Origin of the sequence: Photobacterium arenosum, from assembly GCF_014841115.1 — a bacterium.
GTDB classification, from domain to species: domain Bacteria; phylum Pseudomonadota; class Gammaproteobacteria; order Enterobacterales; family Vibrionaceae; genus Photobacterium; species Photobacterium arenosum.
The window spans coordinates 65,526-92,211 of record NZ_JACYTP010000012.1 but is presented as its reverse complement, the minus strand read 5'-3'; the positions used below and the strand labels follow the sequence as shown (position 1 = coordinate 92,211).

Genomic DNA, 26,686 nt, shown 5'->3' with positions numbered 1-26,686 from the left:
CAAAAAAATCAAACAATCAGAATAAATAACCAAACGGTGATTTATATAAAGTTTGTTAAACCGCAATAAGTCTTAAGGTATTCCTGATGACAGGAAAAAGAAAAAGGCGCCTTGCAGGCGCCTTTCTTCAATAATTATGACTGTATTTGAATAAGGAAATTATTCCCACTCAATCGTCGCTGGTGGTTTACCGGAGATGTCGTAAACCACGCGGGAGATACCGTCCACTTCGTTGATGATGCGGTTGGATACCTTACCCAGGAAGTCGTATGGCAGGTGTGCCCAGTGGGCTGTCATGAAGTCGATGGTTTCTACCGCGCGCAGCGATACCACCCAGTCGTACTTACGGCCATCGCCCATTACACCGACAGAACGAACCGGCAGGAAGACAGTGAAGGCCTGAGAAACCTTGTTGTACAGGTCGGCTTTATGCAGTTCTTCAATGAAGATGGCATCCGCACGGCGCAGCAGGTCACAGTATTCTTTCTTCACTTCGCCCAGCACACGCACACCCAGACCTGGTCCAGGGAACGGGTGACGGTACAGCATGTTGTACGGCAGACCCAGTTCCAGACCAATCTTACGCACTTCGTCTTTGAACAGCTCTTTGAGCGGCTCAACCAGACCCATAGCCATATCTTCCGGCAGGCCACCTACGTTGTGGTGCGACTTGATGACATGTGCTTTGCCGGTTTTAGACGCCGCAGATTCGATCACATCAGGGTAGATAGTGCCCTGAGCCAGCCACTTGGCGTTTTGCAGCTTCTTCGATTCTTCATCGAACACATCAACGAACACGTGACCGATGATCTTACGCTTGGCTTCCGGATCCGCTTCACCGGCCAGAGCCGACAGGAAACGCTGTTCTGCTTTGACATGCACAATGTTCAGACCAAAATGATCGCCGAACATTTCCATCACCTGCTCACCTTCGTTCAGACGCAGCAGACCGTTATCAACAAACACACAGGTCAGCTTGTCGCCGATAGCACGGTGGATCAACATAGCCACAACCGATGAATCAACACCGCCGGACAGGCCCAGAATCACTTCATCGTCACCTACCTGATCCTTGATGCGGGCAATGGCATCCTCAATGATGGTAGATGGCGTCCACAGCTTCTCACAGCCACAGATGTTGAGAACAAAGTTTTCCAGCAGACGCAGACCCTGACGGGTATGAGTCACTTCCGGGTGGAACTGCACACCGTAGAAGTGTTTCTCTTCGTTCGCCATCGCGGCGTACGGGCAGGTCTCAGTGGCGGCGACTTTCACGAAATCAGCAGGGATTTCGACTACTTTGTCACCGTGGCTCATCCAGACGTCCAGCAGGGCGTTACCGTCTTCTGCCACAGCGTCTTCAATATTTTTCAGCAGCGCCGTTGGCTCAATCACTTCAACCTGCGCATAACCAAACTCACGCACGTGGGAACCGGCCACTTTTCCGCCCAGTTGCTCAGCCATGGTCTGCATGCCGTAACACACACCCAGAACAGGCACACCAGCTTCAAAAACATACTGAGGGGCGCGAGGTGAATTCTCTGCCGCGACACTCTCCGGACCACCAGACAGGATAATACCGTTAGGATTGAAATCGCGGATATCCGCCTCTTCCACATCCCAGCTCCACAGTTCGCAGTACACGCCGATTTCACGGATACGACGTGCGATCAGCTGTGTGTATTGGGAACCAAAGTCCAGGATAAGAATACGTTGATCATGAATATTTGTGGTCATTCGGGCAGTCTCAAATATCAATTGCAATCAAAAGGGGCGGCTCACCACCCCAGGAAAAATCGTCGGATTAACGCAGACCGGCTGCCTCAGCAACCGGTCCAGTCCGTGTGTTATGAGCCCATACGGTAGTTAGGCGCTTCTTTGGTGATAGTCACATCGTGAACGTGCGACTCTTGCATACCCGCACCGGAGATACGGACAAATTCCGCTTTGGTGCGCAGGTCTTCAATCGTTGGTGAGCCGGTCAGGCCCATGCTTGAGCGCAGGCCGCCCATTTGCTGGTGTACGATTTCTTTCAGGTGGCCTTTATAAGCGACACGCCCTTCAATACCTTCAGGTACCAGTTTGTCAGCCGCATTGTCCGTCTGGAAGTAACGGTCAGAAGACCCTTTAGACATCGCACCCAGAGAGCCCATACCACGGTATGACTTGTAGGCACGCCCCTGATACAACTCGACTTCACCCGGCGCTTCATCGGTACCGGCAAACATAGAGCCGACCATAACGCAGGATGCGCCCGCCGCAATGGCTTTACACATGTCACCGGAGAAACGGATACCGCCGTCGGCAATCACAGGGATATCATATTCATTAGCGACAGCCGCTGCATCAGCAATCGCCGTAATTTGAGGTACACCCACGCCGGTCACGATACGGGTTGTACAGATTGAACCCGGGCCAATACCCACTTTCACTGCACTGACACCGGCTTCGATCAAGGCACGCGCACCTTCTGCCGTCGCCACGTTACCGCCGACAATCGGCAGCTCAGGGAAAGCCGCACGGGTTTCGCGGATACGCTGCAGTACACCTTCAGAGTGACCGTGAGACGAGTCAATCAGCAGCACATCGACACCAGCTTCTACCAGCGCTTTCACGCGCTCTTCGTTACCGGCACCTGCGCCAACGGCAGCACCCACACGCAGACGACCCTGCTCATCTTTGCAGGCATTCGGCTTACGCTCGGCTTTCTGGAAGTCTTTGGCAGTGATCATGCCTTTAAGCTGGAACTGGTCATTCACCACCAGTACTTTCTCGACGCGATGCGCTTGCATCACGGCTTCGACTTCTTCACGGGACGCACCTTCCGTCACAGAAGCAAGACGCTCTTTCGAGGTCATCACGCTTTCTACTTTCTGTGTCAGGTCGGTCACGAAACGGATATCACGGCCGGTAATGATACCCACCAGCGCGTGGTTGTCATCTACAACAGGGAAACCGGCAAAGCCGTTTTCTTCCGTCAGACGTTTCACATCAGAAATGGTTTGGTAAGGCTTCACCGTCACCGGCTCCTGCACGACACCGGCTTCAAATTTCTTCACCATGCGCACTTCACGTGCCTGTTGCTCAATTGACATATTCTTGTGAATAAAGCCAATTCCCCCTTCCTGGGCCAACGCAATTGCCAGTCGGCCTTCCGTTACTGTATCCATGGAGGCAGATACCATAGGGATATTCAGAGTAATGGTCTTGGTCAGACGGGTGCGCAGATCGGCAGTGTTAGGAAGAACAGTCGAATGTGCCGGAACTAGCAGGACATCATCAAAGGTCAAAGCTTCTTGTTTGATACGTAACATCGCAATATCTCACACCATGTAAGGTTTTAAAGAAGGGATAAAATATTGCGAACAAATTATACGTACGAAGCAAACGTTTGGCTAGAAAAAATTAAATCTTTTTTATTGACACTTTTCCGTTGATACGTAATATATTCCGGTTTAAGTGACCAAGCTGCGGGCCGTAGTTCAGGGCCTCTCTACGCCTGTACGCTTTTCAGCCTTCCTTGCGGCTACATTCATTTGATACTGCTATCAAAATCGTGCACCATCCTCTTCAGAACTAATTTCCTGCAACCACAGGTTTCCTTGTCGTGAGTCTTTACAGTACTGCCTCATCCCAGAATTCGCGTATCTATACAGTGTCCAGTCTGAATGCTCAGGTTCGCCTTTTGCTTGAGAATGAAATGGGGGTTGTCTGGCTGGTCGGTGAATTGTCTAACTTTTCAGCGCCGGTGTCCGGTCACTGGTATTTCACCCTGAAAGACGCCCGGGCACAGGTTAAATGCGCCATGTTCCGGGGCAACAACCAGCGTGTCACCTTTCGCCCGGCGAACGGCAACCAGGTGTTAGTGAAAGCGCGGCTGTCGCTCTACGAGCCACGGGGTGATTATCAGCTGATTATCGACAGCATGCAGCCCGAAGGGGATGGCCGTCTGCAGCAGCAGTTCGAAAAACTGAAAATGCAGCTGGCAGCAGAAGGATTGTTTGCCCAGACACTGAAAAAAACGCTGCCTGAGCAACCTAAACGGGTGGGCATTATCACCTCAAAAACCGGGGCTGCCCTGCACGATATTCTCCAGGTGCTCAAGCGCCGGGATCCCAGTTTACCTGTCGTTATCTACCCCACTATGGTACAGGGTGAAGGCGCCGCTATCTCGATTGCGCAGGCCATAGGCCGAGCCAACACACGCCTGGAATGTGATGTGCTGATTGTGGGACGTGGCGGCGGCTCACTGGAAGATTTATGGGCCTTTAACGAGGAAATTGTGGCCCGCACCATCGCAGCCAGCCAGATCCCCATTATCAGTGCGGTCGGTCATGAAGTGGATGTGACGATCGCAGACTTTGTCGCCGACATGCGGGCACCCACACCTTCCGCCGCCGCCGAACTGGTCAGCCGCGATCTCAGCGCACAGATGCAGAAAATCCATCAGCACCAGCAACAACTGCGGCATGCAATGCGGCACTATCTGTCCGTCAGGCAAAGCCAGCTCGTTCGCTGGCAACACAGGCTGGATCGCCAGCATCCGCAAGTACAACTTAACCAGCAAAGCCAGCGCCTGGATGAGCTGAGAAGCCGTCTGGAACGGGCGATGCGCAAGCAGGTGTCAGACCGTCAGCAACACCTGCATCGCAGTGACTATAAACTGATGCTGCATTCACCGGCCCATCAGCTGGAAAGGTTAGGTACTCAGCTGGCCACCAACCAGCGTCGTTTACTCGATGCCATGGACCGCAGGCTCGTTAAAGCCAGCCACCAGCTGGCTCTGGCGACTGAAAAACTCGATGCCGTCAGCCCGCTGGCAACACTGGCCCGGGGTTATTCGATTACCCGCGACGAGAACGGCCAGGTGATCCGCAGTGCCAGCCAGGTTAACACCGGTGATACACTGCAAACCACGCTGGCCGATGGCAATATACGCTCTATAGTCAGCGACTAGTATCATCGCTCATCCTGTCAGGCAGCGACTTCCACCAACATACAGGCGCTGATCAGACGTTGGGTATACGCCTGCTGCGGATGGTCAAAAATCTGCTCAGGCGTACCCTGCTCGACCACCTCACCACGCTGCATCACCATCACATGGTCTGAAATGGCACGCACAACGGCCAGATCATGGCTGATAAAGACATAACCAATGTTATGGCGACGCTGAATGTCTTTGAGCAACTCCAGCACAGTGAGCTGTACCGAGCGGTCTAACGCCGATGTCGGTTCATCCAGCAGAATAAACTTAGGCTCAGAGACCAAGGCGCGGGCAATCGCAATCCGCTGACGCTGACCGCCGGAAAACTCATGCGGATAGCGGTTGATACTGGCGGGATCCATGCGCACCTCGTCCAGTGCTTTTCGCGCCTTCTGGATGCGCTCACTTTTTGTCATTTGGGTAAAAACAGTCAGAGGTTCAGTGATGATCTCACCGATGGTCATCCGGGGTGACAGTGAACCATAGGGGTCCTGAAAGACCATCTGCATGTGACGCTTGAGTTCAAAACGCTCTCTGGCCGTCATCTCGCCCAGTTTCCTGCCATCAAAGCTGACAGCACCACTAAACGGCAGCAATTGCATCAGAGCGCGGCCGAGAGTGGATTTTCCCGAACCGGATTCACCAACAATTCCCAGCGTTTCTCCCTGCCGTAATGTCAGACTGATGCCCTTCACCGCATCCAGGTGTTCGATCGGCTGGCCCAGCCAGTTTGACTTCAGCACATAGCTGACTTTGATATCCTGGGCGTCCAGGATAACGGGGGCGTGATGCTTATCGCTCACCTCGCCCGGCTTAGGCTCAGCGTCAAGCAGCATTTTGGTGTACGGGTGCTCTGGCGCATGAAAGACCTTGTCAACATGACCGGCCTCAACCACTTCGCCTTTACACATCACCACCACATCATCGGCAAAATGGCGCACCACACCAAGGTCATGGGTAATAAACAGAATTGCCATCCCCATCTCAGCCTGGATCTCTTTAAGTAACGACAGCACTTCTGCCTGCACTGTGACATCCAGCGCTGTGGTCGGCTCATCCGCAATCAGCAGGTCAGGCTTATTCGCCAACGCCATGGCAATCATGATCCGCTGTAGCTGCCCGCCGGAGAACTCATGAGGATAGTGACGAAGTCGCTTGCGCGGCTCAGGAAGCTGTACCCGCTCAAAGAGCACCAGCGTTTCTTCCATCGCCTCTTTTCGCGTGACATCGCGGTGGCAGCGAATCGCTTCAGCCACTTGCTCCCCAATTGGCATATAGGGATTGAGCGAAGTCATAGGCTCCTGAAAGATCATTGCTATCTTACCACCTCGGTAGCCCCGCAACACGTTTTCCGGCAGCGATAATAAATCGGTTCCCTGAAAATGAATCTGGCTGTCGGGATCGACCCAGGCATTTTTCGGCAGCAGCCCCATGACAGCGCCAGAAGTGACGGATTTACCTGAACCCGACTCCCCCACCAGTGCCAGAGTCTGGCCTTTGTCCACACTAAAGCTGATTTGCTTTACCGCATCAACGATGCCTGTCTCCATGGTGAATGATACTGACAGCTTGTCTACCGTCAGCAGCGGACACTGCTTATCCATACCGGAATCCTTTTCCTGATCTTAATAAATGATAATTATTAGCAAATGAGAATAAATCAAAGGAGTGGAATTGGCTATCAATGAGTATGGTTCATGCGGTAAAAAGTGAGAAAACCCGTCACAGATCGGCTTTCGCACTGGTAGTAACAGGTCACTCCGTGGTTTTATCTGCCAGAGTATAAGTGATCAAGGCTTGAGACTTTGACTTGAGTTCATTGCAGTGCGCACAGAAATAACTGGTGGCACCACAAGCATTGAGGCTTTCTAACGGGTGTCCGCAATCGTGACAAGTGGCATGTTTTATCGCCCTGCGTTCGCAGTGAAGACAAAAATAGCCTTGATGCTGCCAGACAAGATTGAGCCGGCATTCCGGACAAAGTGGCTGAGACATATCGCACGCTCCTGAGTATGCAGATCAGTGTTATCTGCTTAAGTGTATCAATAGCAGAGATCGGCAACAGTGGCTTGATCAACGACAAAGTCCCGGCTGATCAGCGATCACCTCCAAAAAGAACATTTATCAATACAGTTCCCGAAAGCATAAGTTACATGTTCTGTATATGAATTTTAAACAGCACAAAAGTCTAACCAAGTGTTCTATTTAGATAAGATCCAGCATATATGGAAATTCGAAATCAGTTCGCTTGCTCGCCTGTCAGTGCTGTATTTACAGGGGCTTAGCGTCATAGTGATACGATCAAAAACAAGTCTGCTAACAGGATAATCTTCGCTCATCGATCCCTTTCCCCCGGTAACATGATCCTCTGGCGGTTTGCTCTGATCAAAAAAAACCCGGCTCAATCAGCCGGGTCTGGGTGTTTACTGGTTGCGGTCCCTGTTCTTCAGGGCATTGGTCAGGCGTTTACGCTGCCGCTCCTGAGACACAGTCAGCTTCTGACGTTTCTCATTACCAAATGGGTTATCACTGTTATGGAAGTGAATCCGGATCGGTGTTCCCATCATGTCCAGTGTCTTACGGAAGTAGTTCATCAGATAACGCTTATAGGAACCCGGCAGGTCGTTCACCTGGTTCCCATGCACCACAACGATGGGCGGATTATAACCCCCTGCGTGGGCATATTTCAGTTTCACCCGGCGGCCGCGGATCATAGGCGGCTGGTGGTCATCCTGTGCCATTTGCATAATACGGGTCAGCAGGGAGGTACTGATACGCTTAGTCGCCGACTGGTACGCTTCCTTCACAGATTCGTACAAATGGCCCACACCCGTGCCGTGCAGGGCAGAGATAAAGTGGATGCGAGCAAAATCGACAAAGCCAAGCCGGCGATCAAGCTCTGATTTCACCCGCTCTTTGACTTCGTTATCCAATCCATCCCACTTGTTCACTGCGATAACCAGCGAACGGCCGGAATTGAGCGCAAAACCAAGCAGGCTCAAATCCTGATCCGAAATATTTTCACGGGCATCAATGATCAGCAGCACCACGTTGGCATCTTCAACGGCTTTCAGTGTCTGGATAACCGAGAATTTCTCTACCGCTTCATTCATATTCTTGCGGCGACGCACACCTGCGGTATCAATCAGCACGTACTCCTGACCGTCCCGCTCCATCGGAATGTAAATGGAGTCACGCGTGGTGCCGGGCATGTCGTAAACAACAACACGCTCTTCACCGAGAATCCGGTTAGTCAGAGTCGATTTGCCCACATTCGGGCGACCGATAATCGCCAGTTTGATAGGTTGTTCCTGCAGTCGCTTATAGGCAGCTTCTGCATCTTCTTCTGTCAGGTTAGCCTTTTCGATGGCATTGGCGGAATCCAGGCTTTCGATATCGACAAAGCCGTCATCTTCCTCGGCCTGGCGTGCTTTCCATTCTTCAACGAAAGGTGCCAGTGCACGCTCCATCAGCGCGGTCACACCACGGTTCTGGGCTGCGGCGATCTGATACATAGCATCCACGCCCAACTGCCAGAAATCCGCACAGGCGCTGTCGGCATCAATACCGTCAATTTTATTCACAACTAAAAATGTCGGTTTCTGACGGCTGCGAAGGTGCTTGGCAATGGCTTCATCCGATGCGGTAAGGCCAGCACGGCCATCAACCAGAAACAGTACAACATCTGCTTCTTCGATGGCGGTTAGCGATTGCTCCGCCATTTTGGTCTCGACACCTTCCTCGGAACCATCAATACCGCCGGTGTCGATGACAATGAATTCGTTCTCTTCGAGCTCTGCTCGACCGTACTTACGATCCCTGGTTAGGCCAGGAAAGTCAGCGACCAGCGCATCCCGGGTGCGGGTAAGACGGTTAAACAACGTCGATTTACCCACATTCGGGCGCCCGACAAGGGCAACTACAGGAATCATAATGAGTTTACCTCTATCTTTTTCATCATCTTAATGACAGTAATGTCTGTCTCAAACGACAATCACTACGTCAAGGGTAGAATAACAACGGCCCCTGATGTGAATACAAACAGGAGCCGAAGCGTTAATCTTATCACAGAATATGCCTGTGACTAAGGCAAATGCATTTTGCTCAATTTGCCTTCTCGGGTCACCACCAGGTAGCCATCTGACAGCGCTAACGGCGGGATAGCAATGCCGCTGCCATCGGTTTGCTGCTGGGCAAGAAATTCACCCGTATGGGTATCCAGCCAGTGCAGATAGCCCAGGCTGTCACCCAGCACTAATTTCCCATTGATCACAGACGGAGCACTGAGAATGCGGTGAGCAAGCTCAGTATTTTGCCACAGCTCTGTGCCACTGCGAATATCCACGGCTACCAGGTGATCCTCTGCCGTTACCAGAAACAGCAAGCCGCTGTCGATCACAAAGTCAGTCGCTGAAGAGTAGTTGCGTTTCCACACCTGTTGGCCACTACGCAGATCAATGGATACCAGATTGCCGTTGTATCCGGCAGCATACAGGCGGTCACCGTTAATCACAGGTGCAGCATCGACGTCGACCAGGCGATCAATTTCCGTCGCTCCCTGCGGCTGGCCGATAGGCTGTTGCCACAAAAGCTGGCCGTTACGAATGAAAGCACCCGCCAACCGACCGTTGGCCTGCCCCCAGAATACTCCGCCGGAGATAGACACAGGCGAGCTGTCACCACGCAGCGTCAACGATGGTACTTCGCTGCTGATTTGCCATTTAGACGCACCGGTTTCTGCATCTAAAGCCTGTAGAATGCCGCGGCTGGTGTTCACCAGCAGCAGGCCTTCATCCGCCAGTGGTTTAGCCAGCACTTCGCCATCAATATCAACACGCCAGGCTTGCTCACCGGTTTCTGCATCCAGCGCAATAACTTCAGCATTTTCACTGCCGATAAAGACTTTGTTGTAAGCCACCGTCAGGCCGCCAGACAACTTAGCATTGTCGCTGCCGGCAATCTCGTGCTCCCACACGCTCTTACCCGTCGCCGGATCTAAAGCTTCCACCTTGCCTTCACGGCTGGCTACAAACAACTTCCCGTATCCCGTCACCGGAGACAGACGCGAGTAATAATGCTGTACGCCTTCATCAATATTGCGTGTCCAGTCCTGAACAGGCGTGAACTGGTTTTCAACCGCAGGAAGAGGTGCCATTTGCACCGCTTCTTCTTCACTGGCACAGCCGCTCAATACACCAATAGCGACAGCGAGCGCTACAGCTTGCTTCAATAGCTTTCGCATACTCTGTCGCCTTTACTGGGCCAGATCGTCAAGTTTAATTTGCAGTGCCGGAGAAGCGCCCAGTTGCTGTGCGCTGATATAAGCATCACGAGCTCCTGATTTATCCCCTTTCTGCAGCAAAATATCACCGCGCAGTTCAGCCACTTTACCCTGCCAGCTTTCCGCTTTCACTTTGTCCAGTTCCGCCAGTGCATTGTCGTAAGACTGCTGAGCCGCCAGAATTCGCGCCAGTCGGGTGTGAGCCACAGGCAACAGAGCAACATCTTCTGTATGACTGATAGCCCAGTTTAACTGCTCTGCTGCAGCGTCCAGTTCACCTTTATCCACCTGCACTTTGGCCAGTTGCAATGCAGCCAGCACCGCATACTGACTGCTTGGGTTATCATTGATAAACGTCTGAGCCTGACTGACAGCCTCGTCGCTGCCACTGTCCAGAGCCTGTACAGTCTGAGTATAAGCTTCAGAAGCCAGTTCCTTAGCAGCCTGCACTTCTCCCTGATAATAACGCCAGCCATACAGGCCGCCCAGGCCAAGTACGGCACCAAGCACAACGGCTTTACCGTTCTCTTTCATCCATGCCTTGATGGATTCAATCTGTTGCTCTTCTGTGGTATTGACGTCCACGTCCTGTCCTCTCTTAAATCAATTCTGCCAGCTTAGCGGCAACCTCTGCCTGAGCCAATGTTTGCTGCTCACCGCCACGGAGATCCTTAACGACTACAGTACCTTCTGCAATTTCGTTCTCCCCCAGAACCAGAGCAACAATCGCACCCACGTTATCTGCGCGTTTAAACTGTTTCTTGAAGTTACCGCCACCAAAGTGATTCATCACTCTCAGTCCCGATACGGCTTCGCGCAGGGTTTCAGCCAGCTTCATGCCTGCCATCAGTGTACCTTCACCGGCAGTCACTACGTAGACATCTACACTGCGGCGAACGTCGGTCAGCTCCAGGGTTTCCAGCATCAGTACCAGACGCTCCAGGCCCATAGCAAAGCCCACGCCTTGCGTCGCTTTGCCACCCAGCTGTTCAACCATACCGTCATAGCGGCCACCACCACATACAGTGCCCTGGGCACCCAGGCTGTCGGTGATCCACTCGAAAACCGTGCGGTTATAATAATCCAAACCACGCACAAGGCGTTCATTTACCTGGTATTCGATGCCAGCAGCGTCTAATAGTTCACACAAACCTGAAAAATGCGCCTTGGAATCATCATCCAAATAGTCAGACAAGGTCGGCGCATCGGTCAAAATCGCTTGTATATCTTTATTTTTGGTATCCAGCACACGAAGAGGATTGGTGTACATACGGCGCTTGCTGTCTTCATCGAGCACATCAAGATGCTGCTCAAGGAATGCAATCAAAGCATCGCGATACGCAGCACGGGCTTCAGAAGAACCAATAGAGTTCAGCTCCAGGCGTACATGCTTATCAATGCCCAGTTCACGCCACAAACGTGCCGTCATCATGATCAGTTCTGCATCAACATCCGGCCCTTCAATGCCAAACACTTCTACGCCAAACTGATGGAACTGGCGATAACGGCCTTTCTGCGGACGCTCATGGCGAAACATGGGGCCCATATACCACAAACGCTGTTCCTGATTGTACAGCAGGCCATTTTCGATACCGGCACGTACACAACCTGCTGTCCCTTCAGGGCGCAGTGTCAGGCTGTCACCGTTGCGGTCTTCAAAGGTATACATTTCCTTTTCGACCACATCGGTCACTTCACCGATGGCACGCTTAAACAAATGCGTCATCTCGACAATCGGCATACGAACTTCATTGTATCCGTAAGCGCTGACGACTTGTTTCGCGGTATTTTCCACTTTCTGCCAAAGCGGAGACTGAGTTGGGAGGCAATCGTTCATGCCTCGAATTGCTTGAATTTGTTTCGCCACGTTGATTCTCAATTAACCGATGGGGATTAAGTTCGAATGAATAGAACTGAATATATAAGTTATGCAGGACGTTGTGAACCTTACCCCGAAGGATTCCGGGGTAAGTCAGACAGAAAAGGCTTACTTTTCGATGACGTCAATCCGGTTCCGCTGATCCATCATGGACGCTTTGGCCCGGATCTTGGTTTCCAGCTGATCGATCACATTGTCATTATCAAAACGCTCTTTCTGGCGCACACCGTCTTCATAGAAGGCGCTCTTACGGTTACCGCCGGCAATGCCCATATGGGACACTTCTGCTTCGCCCGGCCCGTTAACCACACAGCCAATGACAGAGACGTCCATAGGAATAGTGATATCTTCCAGGCGCTGTTCCAGCTCGTTAACTGTGCCAATCACATCAAATTCCTGACGTGAACAGGTTGGGCAGGCAATAAAATTAATGCCGCGGGAACGGATTCGCAGGGATTTCAGGATATCAAAACCGACTTTAATTTCTTCGATGGGGTCGGCGGCCAAAGAGATACGCAGCGTATCGCCAATTCCCTCAGCCAGCAGCATGCCCAGGCCAACGGCAGATTTGACGGCGCCGGCACGCGCGCCACCGGCTTCAGTGATACCCAAATGCAAAGGTTGTTTGATCTGCTTTGCCAGCCTGCGGTACGACTCCACAGCCAGAAATACGTCAGAAGCTTTAACACTGACTTTGAATTGATCAAAATTCAGCCGATCCAGAATTTCAACATGACGCATCGCCGATTCAACCAGCGCATCAGGCGTTGGTTCGCCATATTTCTGCTGAATATCTTTTTCCAGCGAGCCGCCGTTTACACCGATCCGGATTGGAATATTGTTGTCGCGAGCACAGTCCACCACAGCACGGATACGATCTTCACGACCGATATTGCCAGGGTTAATGCGCAGACAGTCCACGCCATACTCCGCCACTTTCAACGCAATGCGGTAATCAAAATGAATATCAGCCACCAAGGGCAGATTCACCTGTTGCTTAATCGCTTTAAAAGCTTCAGCCGCATCCATAGTGGGCACTGAAACGCGGACAATATCTGCACCGACTTTTTCCAGTGCGCGGATTTGTGCGACCGTCGCTGCCACATCTGTAGTACGGGTGTTGGTCATTGACTGCACCGCAATCGGTGCACCATCACCAATTGGCACCTTACCCACATAAATTCGGGTGGAAGGACGGCGTTTAATCGGAGACTCGTTATGCATCTTTCATTCTCTGTTTACAACGGCAACTTCAACCTGGCGACTCTGCCAGCCGGGTAGCCGCTCAGATCAACTGGTTCACCTTTGAAGCTCATTGTAACAACACTCGGCGCACCGAGCACTATCTTAAACGGGGCCTGTCCTTCAATAGAGACAACATCGCCGCTGGATTTGATACCTGTATCAAGTTGTTTGCCATTGGCATCACGGATATCAATCCAGCAATCACCGTTAAAAGTCAGTTGCAGATCAGGTGCCGGCGCTTCTTCCGCAACCGGGGCTGTAACGCTAATCAGTGAGTCATTGGCTTCATCAAAAAGCACATTGCCTTCATCATCAATCACGCTGCCCGCAGGCATCTCGCTGGTGCTATTGTTAGCAGCTTCATCGAAGGTGTTGAGCGGTAAATCATCACCGCCAGCAGTATTGCTGTATGGGTCGTCAGCGGGACTCTCTTGCGTTGCCCCTTCCGCAATCGCACTCACGTCGTCTGTGTTCAGCGTTCCCGCCATATCATCGACCGTACCGGCCAGTGATTCATCCAGAGGCGGATTCGCTGGCGATACTTGCTCAGAAATAACCGGGGTTTCCGTTTTTTGCTCAGTTTGCCACCACCAGGCTGCTGTCATACCGACGATCACAGCCCCCAGCAGCCAGGTCAGGCCCATGACACGGTTATCGTGTTTGTCACGCTTGGTTTTACGTGAAAAACTTTGCATAGTCTGGGCTTGCGGCTGCCCCTGACCAATGCTTTCAAGTTTGTTCAGTACTTCGTTAACATCAAGACCGACAAATTTTGCATACGAGCGGACATAACCACGGGTAAAGGTGGCCATCTGAGCTTCATCAAACCGGTTGTTTTCAATGTCATCGATTACAGACATCCGCAAGCGCAGTCGGCTCGCTACATCCTTTTGAGAATAGCCAAGCTGCTCACGCGCCTGGCGTAGCATATCTCCGGGACGAATGACGTCTTCCGTTACTCGTTCTTCGTTCTGTTCAGTATTCATTGGCTAGATAATTCTGATATTGCTGAGAATCAGGAAATTGTTGTCGCAACAATTCGGCATATTTTTCCACCCGATCAAGGCGACCGCTCTGGCGTGACGACTGAATTTTAAGAACAAGACTATCAGCAGTCTCTCCGTATCGCAGACTGAATGCATCCAGCCTGGCATCGGCCAGCTGGTAATCACCACCAGTCAACTCCAGTCTTGCCAGCTGCAACATAGACAGCGGACGGTAAGGCTCATGATCCAATGCTTTTCTGAAATAATCTGCAGCTTGTGTCGCATCACCATGTTTTATGCTGCACAAAGCCGCATTTTCATACGTCGCTGAAGCCTGAAAATAATCCGGCTGTAAAACAGCACGCATAAAGGCGCTATCTGCTTCATCAAACCGTGCTTCATTACACAAGAATACACCATAGTTATTAAGCACATCGCCATTTTTGGGGGAATATTGCAATGCTCGGACATAGAGCGCTTCAGCTGAACGGTTTTCACCCACTTGTTGGTAATAATGTGCCATGGCAAGTTGTGCTCTGGGGTGATCCGGCGCAACGTCTAAGGCTTTCTGTAAATTTTGCTGTGCTCTCTGCCGCTGACCTTGTTCAAGATAACTGAGTCCGAGTGTCACTCTGGCATCCGCCACCGCAATGGGATCCACACTGCGATCCTTCGCTGTTGGGTCAACGGTTACACAGCCCACTAGCAAACAAGCGGCAAAAAAGCCGCTTGTGATCGGATACAGGGTCCAGCGTATCATAACAACTCCTTGCTCACATCCATTCCGAGCTTTATGTTATTGTTATCAGACTGCTTTTACTGGGATTGGTTCCCCTTTCGCTTGTTTTGCCATAGTACGTTTTGTGCGGTCAATCACATCACCAACCAATTGCCCACAGGCAGCGTCGATATCATCACCACGTGTTTTACGCACAGTCACAGTAAAGTCGTACTCCATCAGTGTTTTCATGAAGCGGTCAATTCGTGAATTACTTGGCTTACGATAGGGTGAACCCGGATACGGATTGAAAGGGATCAGGTTAATTTTCGCCGGGGTGTCTTTCAGCGTATGCGCCAGTTCCCGCGCGTGTTCCATGCCATCGTTCACATGATCCAGCAGTATGTATTCCACCGTGACTTTGCCGCGGTTGGCATTCGAGGATGCGATATAGCGACGTACCACATCCAGGAAAGTCTCGATATTGTACCTGTCGTTAATCGGCATGATTTCGGAGCGCAACTGGTCATTACCGGCGTGCAGAGAAATAGCCAGTGCCACATCTATCTTACCTATCATCTGCTCAAGACCAGACACGACGCCTGACGTTGACACAGTGACACGGCGCTTCGACAGACCAAAACCCAGGTCATCGAGCATGATTTTCAGTGACGGAATCAGGTTTTTCATGTTCAGCAATGGCTCACCCATGCCCATCATGACCACGTTGGTGATAGGACGGCGGCCCGTTTCTTTCTCAACACCGATCTCTTTGGCAGCGCGCCATACCTGACCGATAATTTCTGACACTTTCAGGTTACGGTTAAACCCTTGCTGTGCAGTAGAGCAGAATTTACAGTCCAGCGCACAGCCCACCTGAGAAGACACACACAGGGTGGCACGGTCATCATCGGGAATGTACACAGTTTCAACATCCTGATCGCCGACACGCATGGCCCACTTGATAGTGCCGTCGGCCGAGTGTTGCGCTTCAGATACATAAGGGGCACGAATCTCAGCCACGGCTTTCAGTTTCTCGCGCAGCTTCTTATTGATGTTGGTCATTTGATCAAAGTCATCGCAACCGAAATGATACATCCACTTCATGATCTGATCCGCGCGGAAGGCTTTTTCGCCCAGCTCTTCGGCAAAATACTGCCGCAGTCCTTCGCGATCGAAATCCAGCAGATTGATTTTGGCATTCGTCATCGGTTGTCGCCTCACTAAAAAATGACAGATCCTGCACCCGGTATGTCAGGGAACGCTGACCCAGGGTGGCCCCAAATAGCGGGAAGATTCAAGGCGCGAAATTGTACAGACTTTATCGGCGTGTTTCCACTTTTGCTGCTAATGTCAGCTAAGCAGCTGATTACAGCTTAGCTGACGCCAGCCAGCGCCTCCATCAAACCTTAATAGATAAAAAAGATAAAAAAACGGGAAGCCTTGGCTTCCCGTTGTATCCGGCTTTCAGATCATGAATCAGTCACGAGGACAAATTTCATCCTCGGAAAAGAAATACGCAATTTCACGGGCTGCAGACTCTGGGCTGTCAGAACCGTGTACGGCATTCAGGCGAGTACTTTCTGCGTAATCGGCACGCAGTGTACCGCACGCAGCTTCTTCCGGGTTGGTTTTACCCATCAGCTCACGGTAGCGCGTAATCGCATTGTTGCCTTCCAGTACCTGTACCATCACAGGGCCAGACGTCATGAATTCAATTAACGGCGCGTAAAACGGCTTGCCTTCGTGCTCAGCGTAAAACCCCTGTGCCTGCTGTTCAGTTAAACGCAGCATTTTCGCCGCAACAATCGTCAGACCAGCGCTTTCTAAACGATGATAAATTGCACCGATCTGATTACGGCCTACTGCATCCGGTTTTACAATTGAGAAGGTACGTTCAATTGTCATTATTATATTCCTTATACTCAGTTCACTTCTGGCAGGCAGGTTTCCCTGTCCCATAGCGCTTACTGTAACAGCAACGCGGCAATATTTGCCACCCCAAGCCCCGTCGCGCCCGCTGCCCAGCGTGCATCAGCACCGTCACGGAAGCAAGAAGCCAGATCGAAATGAACCCAGCGGCTGTCATCGCTGACAAAACGGGACAAAAAAGCAGCAGCATTCGAAGCACCGCCCATACCACCACCTTTCACAGCACGGCTGTTGGCGGTGTCTGCGTAATCAGACGGACAATTATTCTGGTGCCATTTTTGCAGCGGTAACGGCCACGCGGGCTCATTAACCAGCTCAGACAATTGCTGCGCTTTGCGCAGCAGCTCAGGCTGCATGGAGAAGATAGCGTTATAATCCTGACCCACAGCCATCATAGCCGCACCGGTCAGCGTTGCGGCATCTATGATCAGCGGTGCCTTCATTTCACCGGCTTTGATCAGGCCGTCTGCCAGTACCAGACGCCCTTCAGCATCGGTATTGACCACTTCCACCGTCAGACCATTCTTATAGGTCAGAATATCGCCCAGCTTGTAGGCATTACCGGCGACCATGTTTTCGGCACAGCACAAAATCAGTTTAACGCGCTTTTTCAGGCCTTGTTCAATGGCATAGGCCAGAGCAGCTGTCACTGTTGCCGCACCGCCCATGTCGCATTTCATCGCCACCATACCGGCACTGGACTTGATGCTGTAACCACCGGAGTCGAACGTAATTCCTTTACCGACCAGACAGGCATGCACAGGTGCATCCGCATCCCCAGTAGGGTTAAAGTCCAGCGTCAGCATCACAGGCGGACGACTGCTTGCACGGCCAACACTGTGCGTACCAATCCAGCCTTCGGTCAGTAGTTCGTCGCCAACCAGTACCTCGTGGGTGATATTGTCGCCGGCCACGCTTTTCAGGAAAGTTACCGCATCCTGCGCCAGTTTTTCCGGGTACATGTCTTCCGGCGTCGCATTAACAACCTGACGTACCCAGTCTGCACTGCGACGGCGTGCGTTCAGCAACTCCAGCTCGTCGTCATCCTGGGAAGCCCATTGCACGTCCACCGATTTGCGTGTTGCGGCAAAGCCACAATAAAACGCCCACTGGCGCTCGTAGCTCCAGCCCTCGCCGCTCAGGCTGACCTGAGTCGCCCCCTGAGAAGAAAGCTGACGAGCAGCCTGCTGAATGCGGCGCAGTACAAAATCATCCTGATAGTGAATGAGCACGCTGTCCTGCTGGTAAGAGACCAACGCTTTATCGCCCCAGGCACCCTGACTCGGTTCTGCGGAAAGTAGTACGGTAAGCATATCTGTGTTCCCTAAGTTGAAAACGCACAACAGCGTGAACTGTTGTGCGTAAAAATAGACCGGAGAATGAAATTAATCCTGGGCCAGAATGTTCGCCAGTGTGCGTACACCCATACCCGTTGCGCCCACGCCCCATTTATCACTGGCCGATTTACGGTAGGTACCGCTGCAGTCTAAGTGCAGCCAGCCATGCTTATAGTCTTCGACAAAGTAAGACAGGAAAGCCGCCGCTGTACTTGCACCCGGCATGAAATCGCCGGTTGAAATGTTGGCCAGATCAGCAAAGCTGGATGGCATCATACGACGGTGATGTTCGCCCAGAGGCAAAGGCCACAAACCTTCGTGCTCTTCACTGGCGGCAATCAGTGCTTTCTGCGCCATGCTGTGGTCAAAACTGAACAAGGCATGGTAGTCATTACCCAGGGCATTCTTCGCCGCGCCGGTCAGGGTCGCACAGTCAATGATCAGGCCCGGCTTTTGGGCACTGGCATAAATCAGGCCATCCGCCAGTACCAGGCGGCCTTCTGCGTCTGTGTTGAGGATTTCAACCGTCTTGCCATTTTTGTACGTGATGATATCGCCCAGTTTAAAGGCACGACCCGATACCATGTTTTCCGCACAGCACAAGATCAGCTTAATGCGCTTTTGCACACCGCGGGCAATCGCCAACGCCAGACCACCGGTGGCCATTGCTGAGCCACCCATGTCGGCTTTCATCGCCGCCATCCCTTCAGAAGGCTTCATGCTGTAGCCGCCGGAATCGAAAGTAATGCCTTTACCGACCAGGCACGCAGCAACAGGTGCTTCGGCGTCACCGCTTGGGTTGTAATCAAGAATGAGCATCGCAGCCGAGCGTTCTGAGCCACGGCCAACAGTATGAATACCGATCCAGCCTTCATCCAGAAGATCGTTGCCTTTAATCACTTTGTAACTGACATGATCAGGGGCCAGTGATTTGATAAATTCACCGGCACGGTTCGCCAGATGCGAAGGATTCACCACTTCTGCACTCTGGTTGATAATATCGCGAACCCAGTTGGTGGCGGTCAGACGCGCCTGCAGTTCCGCTTCATCTTCATCATCCAGCTCAGGCCAGCTGACACTGTTGCCCGGCTTGGCATTACGGTGTCCCTGAATGAAAGACCAGATGGTTTCCAGATCCCACTCTTCGCCACTCAGAGTGACTTGCTTGATACCCTGACCGTCCAGAGTCCGGCCGGCACGCTGAATCAGATTCAGCACATCGTCGTTGGTCACATGAATCTGAACACCGTTAGCGGTATAAGAAACCAGTGCATTCTCACCCCACTGCTCAGCAGCAGCGTCCTGAGTCAGAAATACTGACATAGTAGAAGACATGTAAAACTCCTTGAGTATATGCCCAACGAGCACTCACAGCTCGTACAGGCGGCATGCTTAAGACTTCCAGAAAGCCGGATTCTGTCCTTCGGCTGTCTGTGCCTGATAGGCCATAGCCCGCATCCAGTCACACTGAATTTACTGTGTTTATGGTGCATGAATGCGTAATTTCAAGTTAAGCAATGCGAAAATACAACAAAGCGGACCTTTTGGTCCGCCATTTAGTTTTGTCAGTGCAGGCAATTTGCTGGCTGTCACTCACATATCAAAGCGATTGGTTTACCTTGCCGTCAAATAGACAAATAAACAAGGCATTTGCCACAAGATTAAGAGAATGATCGACTATTAACGAATATCCACTCAGTCCTTTTCTTCCATCCAGCACAATTGCACCGCTTCCAATACTTTTTCCCCGCAGTGGTTTGGGTCATCATCAAACTCGTCCAGCGCCAGAATCCAATCCCGTAACTCGACAAAATGAATGCTTTGCGGGTCAACGTCCGGATGCTCTTCCAGCAAGGCAATGGCAATGTCTCTGGAATCAATCCACTTCAGTCCCATGATTCACCTGCCCCCGTTGCAAACAGAAAGTATTAAAAGTGTAGCAAGCCCGTCACCAAAGGGGGACGGGCTTGCTGATTAATGGTTTTCGCTGGCCAGATTGATGGTGTAGCGAGGAATTTCAACCACCAGATCTTCATCAGACACTCGGGCCTGACAGCCCAGACGAGACTCAGGTTCCAGGCCCCATGCCTTATCCAGCATGTCATCTTCCAGTTCTTCACTTTCGTTCAGTGAATCAAACCCTTCACGGATAATGACGTGACAGGTTGTGCAAGCACAGGACTTTTCACAGGCATGCTCAATACCAATGCCGTTTCGCAGTGCCACATCCAGCACAGTTTCGCCACTAGATGCATCCAGCACAGCGCCTTCTGGGCAAAGTTCTTCATGGGGTAGTACAACAATTTTAGGCATGCCTAAACCTCATCAATCGATTGACCGGCCAGTGCCTCCCGAATGGATTTATCCATACGGCGTGCGGCAAATTCCTGGCTTGCTTTATCAGTTTTCTTAATACCGGCTTCAATCGCACGCGGGTCTTCACCCTGACGCAATTGAACCAGCTCCATCATGGCGGTTTCCAGTGCTTCACGCTCTTGTTTCGACAGCAGAGTCTCGCCATCGGCAGCCAAGGCAGCAATCAGCCCTTCCAGTACCCGATCCGCCTCTACGCGCTGCTCAGCCAGTGCACGGGCATCTTTATCTTCACGAGCATGTGTCATCGAATCGCGAATCATGTTGGCAATCTCGTCATCCGTCAAACCGTAAGACGGTTTGACCTGAATGGACGATTGTACACCAGAGCTTTTTTCCATCGCGGTGACCGACAGCAACCCATCCGCATCTACCTGGTAGGTGACGCGCACATGTGCCGCGCCCGCGGCCATCGCAGGGATACCACGCAGGGTAAAGCGGGCCAGTGAACGACAGTCTGCGACCATTTCACGCTCACCTTGTACCACATGTACAGACATCGCCGTCTGGCCGTCTTTGAAGGTGGTGAATTCCTGCGCGCGGGCAACCGGGATAGTAGTGTTACGGGGAATGATCTTTTCGATCATGCCGCCCATGGTTTCAATACCCAGTGACAAGGGAATCACATCCAGCAGCAACATCTCAGAATCGGGTTTGTTGCCGGCCAGAATATCGGCCTGAATTGCCGCACCGATAGCGACCACTTTATCTGGGTCAATCGATGTCAGCGGTGTTTTGCCAAAGAATCCGCCCACCATCTCACGCACCAGTGGCACGCGTGTTGAGCCGCCGACCATCACGGTTTCAATCACTTCATCAAGTTCGATACCCGCATCTTTCACCGCCCGGCGGCAAGACATCAGCGTCTTTTTCACCAGCGGCTGAATCAGGGTTTCAAACTGAGCTCGGGTAATCTGCCCCTGCCAGCCCAGCACGTCAATCTCAGCACTGTCGCTGTCGGTCAGAGCCACTTTGGCGTCTGTGGCCACATCCTGCAGTGCACGGCGCTCGGACGCTGTCAGGACGTCACTGTGACCACTTTGTGCCAGAATCCACTCCGCCAGCAGATGATCGAAATCATCACCACCCAGTGCTGTATCACCACCGGTTGCCAGAACTTCAAATACGCCTTTAGACAAACGTAAAATCGAGATATCAAAGGTACCGCCACCAAGGTCATAAACGGCAATCACACCTTCCTGACCAGAATCCAGACCGTAGGCAATGGCTGCGGCGGTGGGTTCGTTCAGCAAACGTAATACTTTGAGGTTGGCCAATGACGCCGCATCTTTGGTACCTGCACGCTGAGCATCGTCAAAGTAGGCAGGAACCGTAATCACGACACCTTCCAGCTCACCGCCCAAGGTCGCCTTCGCACGCTCAGTCAGGGTTTTCAGAATATCCGCAGAGACCTGAACTGGATTGACCTTACCGCGGCGAGTCAGCAATTGCGGTAAACCTGACTCTGATGCCTCAAACTGATAAGGCAAATTAGGGTAACGTTGCTGAATATCGGTCAGCGAGCGTCCCATCATGCGTTTAACGGAAATAATGGTATTCGCAGGATCCTGCTGGGCCAGTTTTCTGGCTTCGTCGCCAACGAGAATGCTTTGCTCATTATAATGAACAACAGAAGGTAGAATTGACTTGCCTTTCTCGTCGGGCAGGGTCTCGGCCACGCCACTACGCACAGCAGCAACGAGAGAGTTGGTCGTTCCCAAGTCAATACCTACCGCCAGTTTATGTTCGTGCGGTGCAGCGCTTTGACCAGGTTCAGCAATCTGTAACAGTGCCATTGTCCTTCCTGTGGGCTTTAAGCTGATAAGTAAATAAAATCAGTCGAACAGCGTCTCTTCCAGACGTTCGACCTCGACTCGCAGCTTTTCGATGAATTTGAGTTTACGTACTGCGTCTGCTGCTGGTTCCCACTCGCTAGCTTCCAGCAATTGTTTCAACTCACTGAGTTGGGCTTTCTGCAAACTGACTGCCTGCTGTTCAAAATCAAACAGAGCGGACTCAGGATCCTCAGCGGAAGGGATCTCTTCCAAGGCCTCACGCAGTTCCATTTGCTGCATCAGAAATTCAGGATCCTGCAAGGTCTGCTGTTCGGCGCGAATATCAACGCCGTTTTCCGCCAGCATATACTCAGCACGAGTCACCGGGTTTTTCAGGGTCTGGAATGCGTCATTGATGTGAGCAGCTTTTTGAACGGCCATCAGTCGATCGCGCTCAGAAGCTGTAGCAAAGTTATCCGGATGAAAACGTCGCTGCAGGTCACGGAAACGTGTGGCAAGAAGGCTACCGTCCAGTTCAAACTGGAAAGGCAGGCCAAATAGTTCGAAATGATTCATATGGCGTCTGATATCGGTTTACAAGCAAGAGGCGCGAAACAGAATGCTCGCGCCCAGGCAATGTCTCGCCGTCAGCGAGTATTAAACGTTGAAGCTTTCACCACAACCACATTCGCTAGACACGTTAGGGTTGTTAAATTGGAAACCTTCATTCAGTCCTTCTTTGACGAAATCCAGCTCTGTCCCTTCCAGGTAAACCAGGCTCTTGGCATCGACGATCACTTTGACGCCGAATTGCTCAAAGACCTCATCGCCCTCGTCGATATCATCAACGAACTCAAGGACATAGGCCATACCAGAGCATCCTGATGTTCGGACACCCAAGCGCAGGCCTAAACCTTTGCCCCGATTTTCCAGGAAAGCCGCAACACGGCTCGCTGCAGTTTCAGTGATGGTAATGGCCATGAACAACAACCCTTATTTCATTAATTACTTTGATGTTTCTTTTTGTAATCGCTAACAGCGGCTTTAATGGCGTCTTCAGCCAGAATTGAGCAGTGAACCTTCACTGGCGGCAGCTCAAGTTCTTCAGCAATCGCTGAGTTTTTGATCGATGCGGCTTCGTCTAAGGTCTTGCCTTTCACCCACTCAGTGATAAGTGAGCTGGATGCGATAGCAGAACCGCAGCCGTAGGTTTTAAAACGTGCATCTTCAATAATGCCTTCATCAGACACTTTGATTTGCAGTTTCATGACGTCGCCACATGCTGGCGCGCCAACCATACCGCTACCGATATTTTTATCATCTTTATCAAATGAGCCCACGTTCCGCGGGTTCTCGTAATGATCAATTACTTTGTCACTATAGGCCATGGTAATTTCCTCGAATTCGTGAAGACCGCAACTTAGTGGTGTGCCCACTCAACTGTGTTCAGGTCGATTCCCTCTTTGTACATATCCCAAAGCGGTGACATCTCACGCAGTTTATCTACTGCGGTACGGATCTGCGAAATTGCGTAGTCTACTTCTTCTTCTGTCGTGAATCGACCAAAAGAGAAGCGAATTGAACTGTGAGCCAATTCATCATTCAGGCCCAAAGCACGCAATACGTACGAAGGCTCCAAACTGGCTGATGTACAGGCAGAACCGGACGAGACCGCCAGATCTTTCAGCGCCATCAGCAGTGACTCACCTTCAACAAACGCAAAGCTGATGTTCAGATTGTTAGGAACACGCTGCTCTAGATCACCGTTGATTGTCATCGCTTCAATGTCTTTTACGCCGTCCAGCAAGCGGTTACGCAGAGCCAGAGCATGCTGACGGTCCAGGTCCATATCTTCTTTCGCGATACGGAAGGCTTCGCCCATACCAACGATTTGATGGGTAGCCAGGGTGCCGGAACGCATACCACGCTCATGACCGCCACCGTGCATTTGTGCTTCCAGGCGAATACGTGGTTTACGACGCACATACAGTGCACCGATACCTTTAGGACCGTAAACTTTGTGCGCAGACAGGGAAATCAGATCAACTTTCATTTCCTGTACATCAATCGGCAACTTACCAGCAGACTGAGCGGCATCAACATGGAAAAACACGCCACGTTCGCGGCAGATTTCACCAATCGCGGTAATGTCCTGAATCACACCGATTTCGTTGTTCACATGCATAATGGAAACAAGAATGGTGTCTTCGCGGATGGCGTCACTCAGCTTAGCCAAATCGATCAGACCGTTTGACTCAGGCTCCAGGTAAGTCACCTCGTAACCTTCACGCTCCAGCTGACGGCAAGGATCCAGAACCGCTTTATGTTCTGTTTTGCAGGTAATGATGTGCTTACCTTTTTTGCCGTAGAAGTGCGCAATACCTTTGATCGCCAAGTTATCAGATTCTGTTGCACCTGAGGTGAACACGATCTCACGTGGGTCCGCATTCAGCAGGTCTGCCACTTGCTCACGGGCATTATCAACCGCTTCTTCAGCCTGCCAGCCAAAACGGTGGGAACGGGAAGCCGGGTTACCGAAGTTACCGTCCATTGTCATGCATTGCACCATTTTCTCGGCAACGCGTGGGTCTACAGGGCAAGTAGCGGAATAATCTAAGTATATTGGCAATTTCATCTTCATCTCCAAAAACACGGGCCGCTGGGCGCTAGGAGCGAACATCGACACCTATAGTGGCGCTGTCGTGTGTATTCTTATGTCCAAAAGACGACTTCTGAAGGCGCTGATCCTGGCGGTCTGACACCGTCAGTACGTCGTTGTCCTGCATCAGTTCACCGAGCGTAATATTGTTCAGAAAGTCACTGATGCGCGCGCTGAGGTCATGCCACAGGGTATGAGTCAGACAGCGTACACCACCCTGACAATCCCCTTTACCGTGGCACTTCATGGCATCAACTGATTCGTCGACGGCCGCAATTACAGTGCCAACAGCAATTTGATGCGCCTCTTCGCCCAGTCGGTAACCACCGCCCGGACCACGCACGCTGGCCACCAGGCCGGCTTTACGCAAGCGAGCAAACAATTGCTCCAAATAAGACAGTGAAATCCCCTGACGCTCTGAAATATCAGCCAGAGGTACTGGACCTTCCTGAGAATGCAGCGCAACGTCCAACATGGCCGTGACTGCATACCGTCCTTTTGATGTCAATCTCATAACACACCGCTACCTACTCGAATCTATGGCAGCAGTGTCGCATACCCGACTAAAATGGTCAAGTATATACCCGACTAATTTAGTCAGGCATTATCTGTACATTAAACAACTACTTTTTCTGTCCGGCGAGGGATTTTTGTACCGATGACAGCACACCGCGCAGGATATTCAGCTCCTGCTCTTCGGGTCTGGCGCGCACAAACAGGCGCCGTAATTTTGCCATCACCATGCCGGAACGGCTGCTGATGAACTGTGTCTGCTCCATGACGTCGTACAAATGGTCAAAGAACTTTTCCAGTTCCATGGTGCGCGGGTATTCAGGCAAACTGTCATCGGCAGGAAACGCTTGGGATTCCTTATCCAGACAGGCCATGCGCACTTCATAACTGATCGTCTGCACAGCCATCGCCAGATTCAGCGAACTGTATTCCGGGTTAGCGGGAATATACACGTGGCAGTGGCACTTTTGCAGCTCTTCGTTGGTCAAACCAGTACGTTCACGACCAAACAGCAAGGCAACCGGGTGAGCCGGCGCTTCCTGAATGGCTTTAATGCCACATTCTCGGGGATTGAGTTGCGGCCATTCCAGACTGCGGGAACGGGCGCTTGAACCGATCACCAGGCCGCAATCGGCAATGGCTTCATCCAGGCTGTTAACAATACGGGCATTTTCGACAATATCTGCCGCGCCGGCAGCCAGCGCGATAGCCTGGCCATCAATTTCACAAGCGGGCTCGACCAGAACAAGCTGGCTCAACCCCATCACTTTCATCGCTCGTGCCGCTGAGCCTATGTTGCCTGAATGTGATGTGCCCACCAGCACCACGCGGATTTGATCTAACATGACGGCCTGTTTTCCAACTCTGATTCCAAAACCGGGGGATTTTAGCACAGCCTTCTGTAAAGTGGGGAAAACATTGTAAGCGAAGCCTGGCAGTTAATTCCGTCCTTATGCTGGATAAAAAATCACCACTTCCTTTTTACTCAGGCTCTGATATACTCG

General features: G+C 51.6%; 25 protein-coding genes. 1 reads left to right on the top strand and 24 read right to left on the bottom strand.

The window, feature by feature from the left end; translation table 11 throughout:
- Positions 1-159 precede the first annotated feature (159 nt).
- Together guaA and guaB are read right to left on the bottom strand one after the other, a co-directional pair.
- Positions 160-1,737: a glutamine-hydrolyzing GMP synthase gene (gene guaA, locus IFO68_RS16875; RefSeq protein WP_192017000.1), complete on the bottom strand. Its 1,578-nt coding sequence runs from the start codon at positions 1,735-1,737 to the stop codon at positions 160-162.
- Positions 1,738-1,847: 110 nt separating this feature from the next.
- On the bottom strand, positions 1,848-3,314 hold the full coding sequence (guaB, locus tag IFO68_RS16870; protein WP_192016999.1) for an IMP dehydrogenase: 1,467 nt from the start codon (positions 3,312-3,314) through the stop codon (positions 1,848-1,850).
- A gap of 293 nt (positions 3,315-3,607) precedes the next feature.
- Here guaB and xseA point away from each other — a divergent pair, with 293 nt between their 5' ends.
- Entirely contained in the window at positions 3,608-4,957 is a 1,350-nt protein-coding gene (xseA, locus tag IFO68_RS16865) for an exodeoxyribonuclease VII large subunit (protein WP_192016998.1), read from the top strand.
- A gap of 17 nt (positions 4,958-4,974) precedes the next feature.
- Here xseA and IFO68_RS16860 read toward each other — a convergent pair whose 3' ends face one another.
- The 22 genes from IFO68_RS16860 to trmJ all read right to left on the bottom strand — a co-directional run bounded on the left by IFO68_RS16860 (position 4,975) and on the right by trmJ (position 26,527).
- Positions 4,975-6,588 (bottom strand): ABC transporter ATP-binding protein, encoded by a 1,614-nt coding sequence (locus IFO68_RS16860; RefSeq protein ID WP_192016997.1) that lies wholly within the window; start codon positions 6,586-6,588, stop codon positions 4,975-4,977.
- 151 nt (positions 6,589-6,739) lie between these two features.
- A complete protein-coding gene (locus IFO68_RS16855) occupies positions 6,740-6,979 on the bottom strand; it encodes a zinc ribbon domain-containing protein (RefSeq protein WP_192016996.1) in 240 nt (79 codons plus the stop codon).
- A 428-nt stretch (positions 6,980-7,407) separates the two neighbouring features.
- On the bottom strand, positions 7,408-8,916 hold the full coding sequence (gene der, locus IFO68_RS16850) for a ribosome biogenesis GTPase Der (RefSeq protein ID WP_192016995.1): 1,509 nt from the start codon (positions 8,914-8,916) through the stop codon (positions 7,408-7,410).
- Positions 8,917-9,068: 152 nt separating this feature from the next.
- Complete coding sequence (bamB, locus tag IFO68_RS16845; RefSeq protein WP_192016994.1) at positions 9,069-10,226, bottom strand: outer membrane protein assembly factor BamB; 1,158 nt, start codon at positions 10,224-10,226, stop codon at positions 9,069-9,071.
- A gap of 12 nt (positions 10,227-10,238) precedes the next feature.
- On the bottom strand, positions 10,239-10,850 hold the full coding sequence (locus IFO68_RS16840) for a YfgM family protein (protein ID WP_192016993.1): 612 nt from the start codon (positions 10,848-10,850) through the stop codon (positions 10,239-10,241).
- A gap of 13 nt (positions 10,851-10,863) precedes the next feature.
- Positions 10,864-12,132, bottom strand: a complete 1,269-nt coding sequence (gene hisS, locus IFO68_RS16835) for a histidine--tRNA ligase (RefSeq protein WP_192016992.1) — start codon at positions 12,130-12,132, stop codon at positions 10,864-10,866.
- A 120-nt stretch (positions 12,133-12,252) separates the two neighbouring features.
- Positions 12,253-13,368, bottom strand: coding sequence for a flavodoxin-dependent (E)-4-hydroxy-3-methylbut-2-enyl-diphosphate synthase (ispG, locus tag IFO68_RS16830; protein ID WP_192016991.1), 1,116 nt, complete (start codon positions 13,366-13,368; stop codon positions 12,253-12,255).
- 14 nt (positions 13,369-13,382) lie between these two features.
- Positions 13,383-14,375, bottom strand: coding sequence for a cytoskeleton protein RodZ (gene rodZ, locus IFO68_RS16825; protein ID WP_192016990.1), 993 nt, complete (start codon positions 14,373-14,375; stop codon positions 13,383-13,385).
- Positions 14,365-15,135 carry a type IV pilus biogenesis/stability protein PilW gene (pilW, locus tag IFO68_RS16820; protein WP_192016989.1) on the bottom strand — a complete coding sequence of 257 codons (771 nt, stop codon included), beginning with the start codon at positions 15,133-15,135 and terminating at the stop codon, positions 14,365-14,367. Before pilW ends, rodZ begins: the two co-directional genes overlap by 11 nt.
- 45 nt (positions 15,136-15,180) lie before the next feature.
- Positions 15,181-16,302: a dual-specificity RNA methyltransferase RlmN gene (gene rlmN / locus IFO68_RS16815; protein ID WP_192016988.1), complete on the bottom strand. Its 1,122-nt coding sequence runs from the start codon at positions 16,300-16,302 to the stop codon at positions 15,181-15,183.
- Positions 16,303-16,572: 270 nt separating this feature from the next.
- Positions 16,573-17,001, bottom strand: a complete 429-nt coding sequence (gene ndk, locus IFO68_RS16810; RefSeq protein ID WP_192016987.1) for a nucleoside-diphosphate kinase — start codon at positions 16,999-17,001, stop codon at positions 16,573-16,575.
- Positions 17,002-17,060: 59 nt separating this feature from the next.
- Positions 17,061-18,338: an aminopeptidase PepB gene (gene pepB / locus IFO68_RS16805; RefSeq protein WP_192016986.1), complete on the bottom strand. Its 1,278-nt coding sequence runs from the start codon at positions 18,336-18,338 to the stop codon at positions 17,061-17,063.
- 72 nt (positions 18,339-18,410) lie between these two features.
- A complete protein-coding gene (pepB, locus tag IFO68_RS16800; RefSeq protein WP_192016985.1) occupies positions 18,411-19,697 on the bottom strand; it encodes an aminopeptidase PepB in 1,287 nt (428 codons plus the stop codon).
- Positions 19,698-20,057: 360 nt separating this feature from the next.
- Complete coding sequence (gene iscX, locus IFO68_RS16795; RefSeq protein ID WP_027252957.1) at positions 20,058-20,258, bottom strand: Fe-S cluster assembly protein IscX; 201 nt, start codon at positions 20,256-20,258, stop codon at positions 20,058-20,060.
- Between the two features lie 78 nt (positions 20,259-20,336).
- Positions 20,337-20,675 (bottom strand): ISC system 2Fe-2S type ferredoxin, encoded by a 339-nt coding sequence (gene fdx / locus IFO68_RS16790; protein ID WP_192016984.1) that lies wholly within the window; start codon positions 20,673-20,675, stop codon positions 20,337-20,339.
- A 2-nt stretch (positions 20,676-20,677) separates the two neighbouring features.
- Entirely contained in the window at positions 20,678-22,531 is a 1,854-nt protein-coding gene (gene hscA, locus IFO68_RS16785; protein ID WP_192016983.1) for a Fe-S protein assembly chaperone HscA, read from the bottom strand.
- Between the two features lie 39 nt (positions 22,532-22,570).
- The gene (hscB, locus tag IFO68_RS16780; RefSeq protein ID WP_192016982.1) at positions 22,571-23,086 is read right to left on the bottom strand and encodes a co-chaperone HscB; all 516 of its coding nucleotides are present in this window, start codon (positions 23,084-23,086) and stop codon (positions 22,571-22,573) included.
- 81 nt (positions 23,087-23,167) lie between these two features.
- Positions 23,168-23,491, bottom strand: coding sequence for an iron-sulfur cluster assembly protein IscA (iscA, locus tag IFO68_RS16775; RefSeq protein WP_027252961.1), 324 nt, complete (start codon positions 23,489-23,491; stop codon positions 23,168-23,170).
- A 20-nt stretch (positions 23,492-23,511) separates the two neighbouring features.
- The gene (iscU, locus tag IFO68_RS16770; protein ID WP_046218868.1) at positions 23,512-23,898 is read right to left on the bottom strand and encodes a Fe-S cluster assembly scaffold IscU; all 387 of its coding nucleotides are present in this window, start codon (positions 23,896-23,898) and stop codon (positions 23,512-23,514) included.
- A gap of 32 nt (positions 23,899-23,930) precedes the next feature.
- The gene (locus tag IFO68_RS16765; protein ID WP_192016981.1) at positions 23,931-25,145 is read right to left on the bottom strand and encodes an IscS subfamily cysteine desulfurase; all 1,215 of its coding nucleotides are present in this window, start codon (positions 25,143-25,145) and stop codon (positions 23,931-23,933) included.
- Between the two features lie 31 nt (positions 25,146-25,176).
- A complete protein-coding gene (gene iscR, locus IFO68_RS16760) occupies positions 25,177-25,683 on the bottom strand; it encodes a Fe-S cluster assembly transcriptional regulator IscR (RefSeq protein ID WP_027252964.1) in 507 nt (168 codons plus the stop codon).
- A gap of 109 nt (positions 25,684-25,792) precedes the next feature.
- Complete coding sequence (gene trmJ / locus IFO68_RS16755) at positions 25,793-26,527, bottom strand: tRNA (cytosine(32)/uridine(32)-2'-O)-methyltransferase TrmJ (RefSeq protein ID WP_192016980.1); 735 nt, start codon at positions 26,525-26,527, stop codon at positions 25,793-25,795.
- Positions 26,528-26,686: the final 159 nt, after the last annotated feature.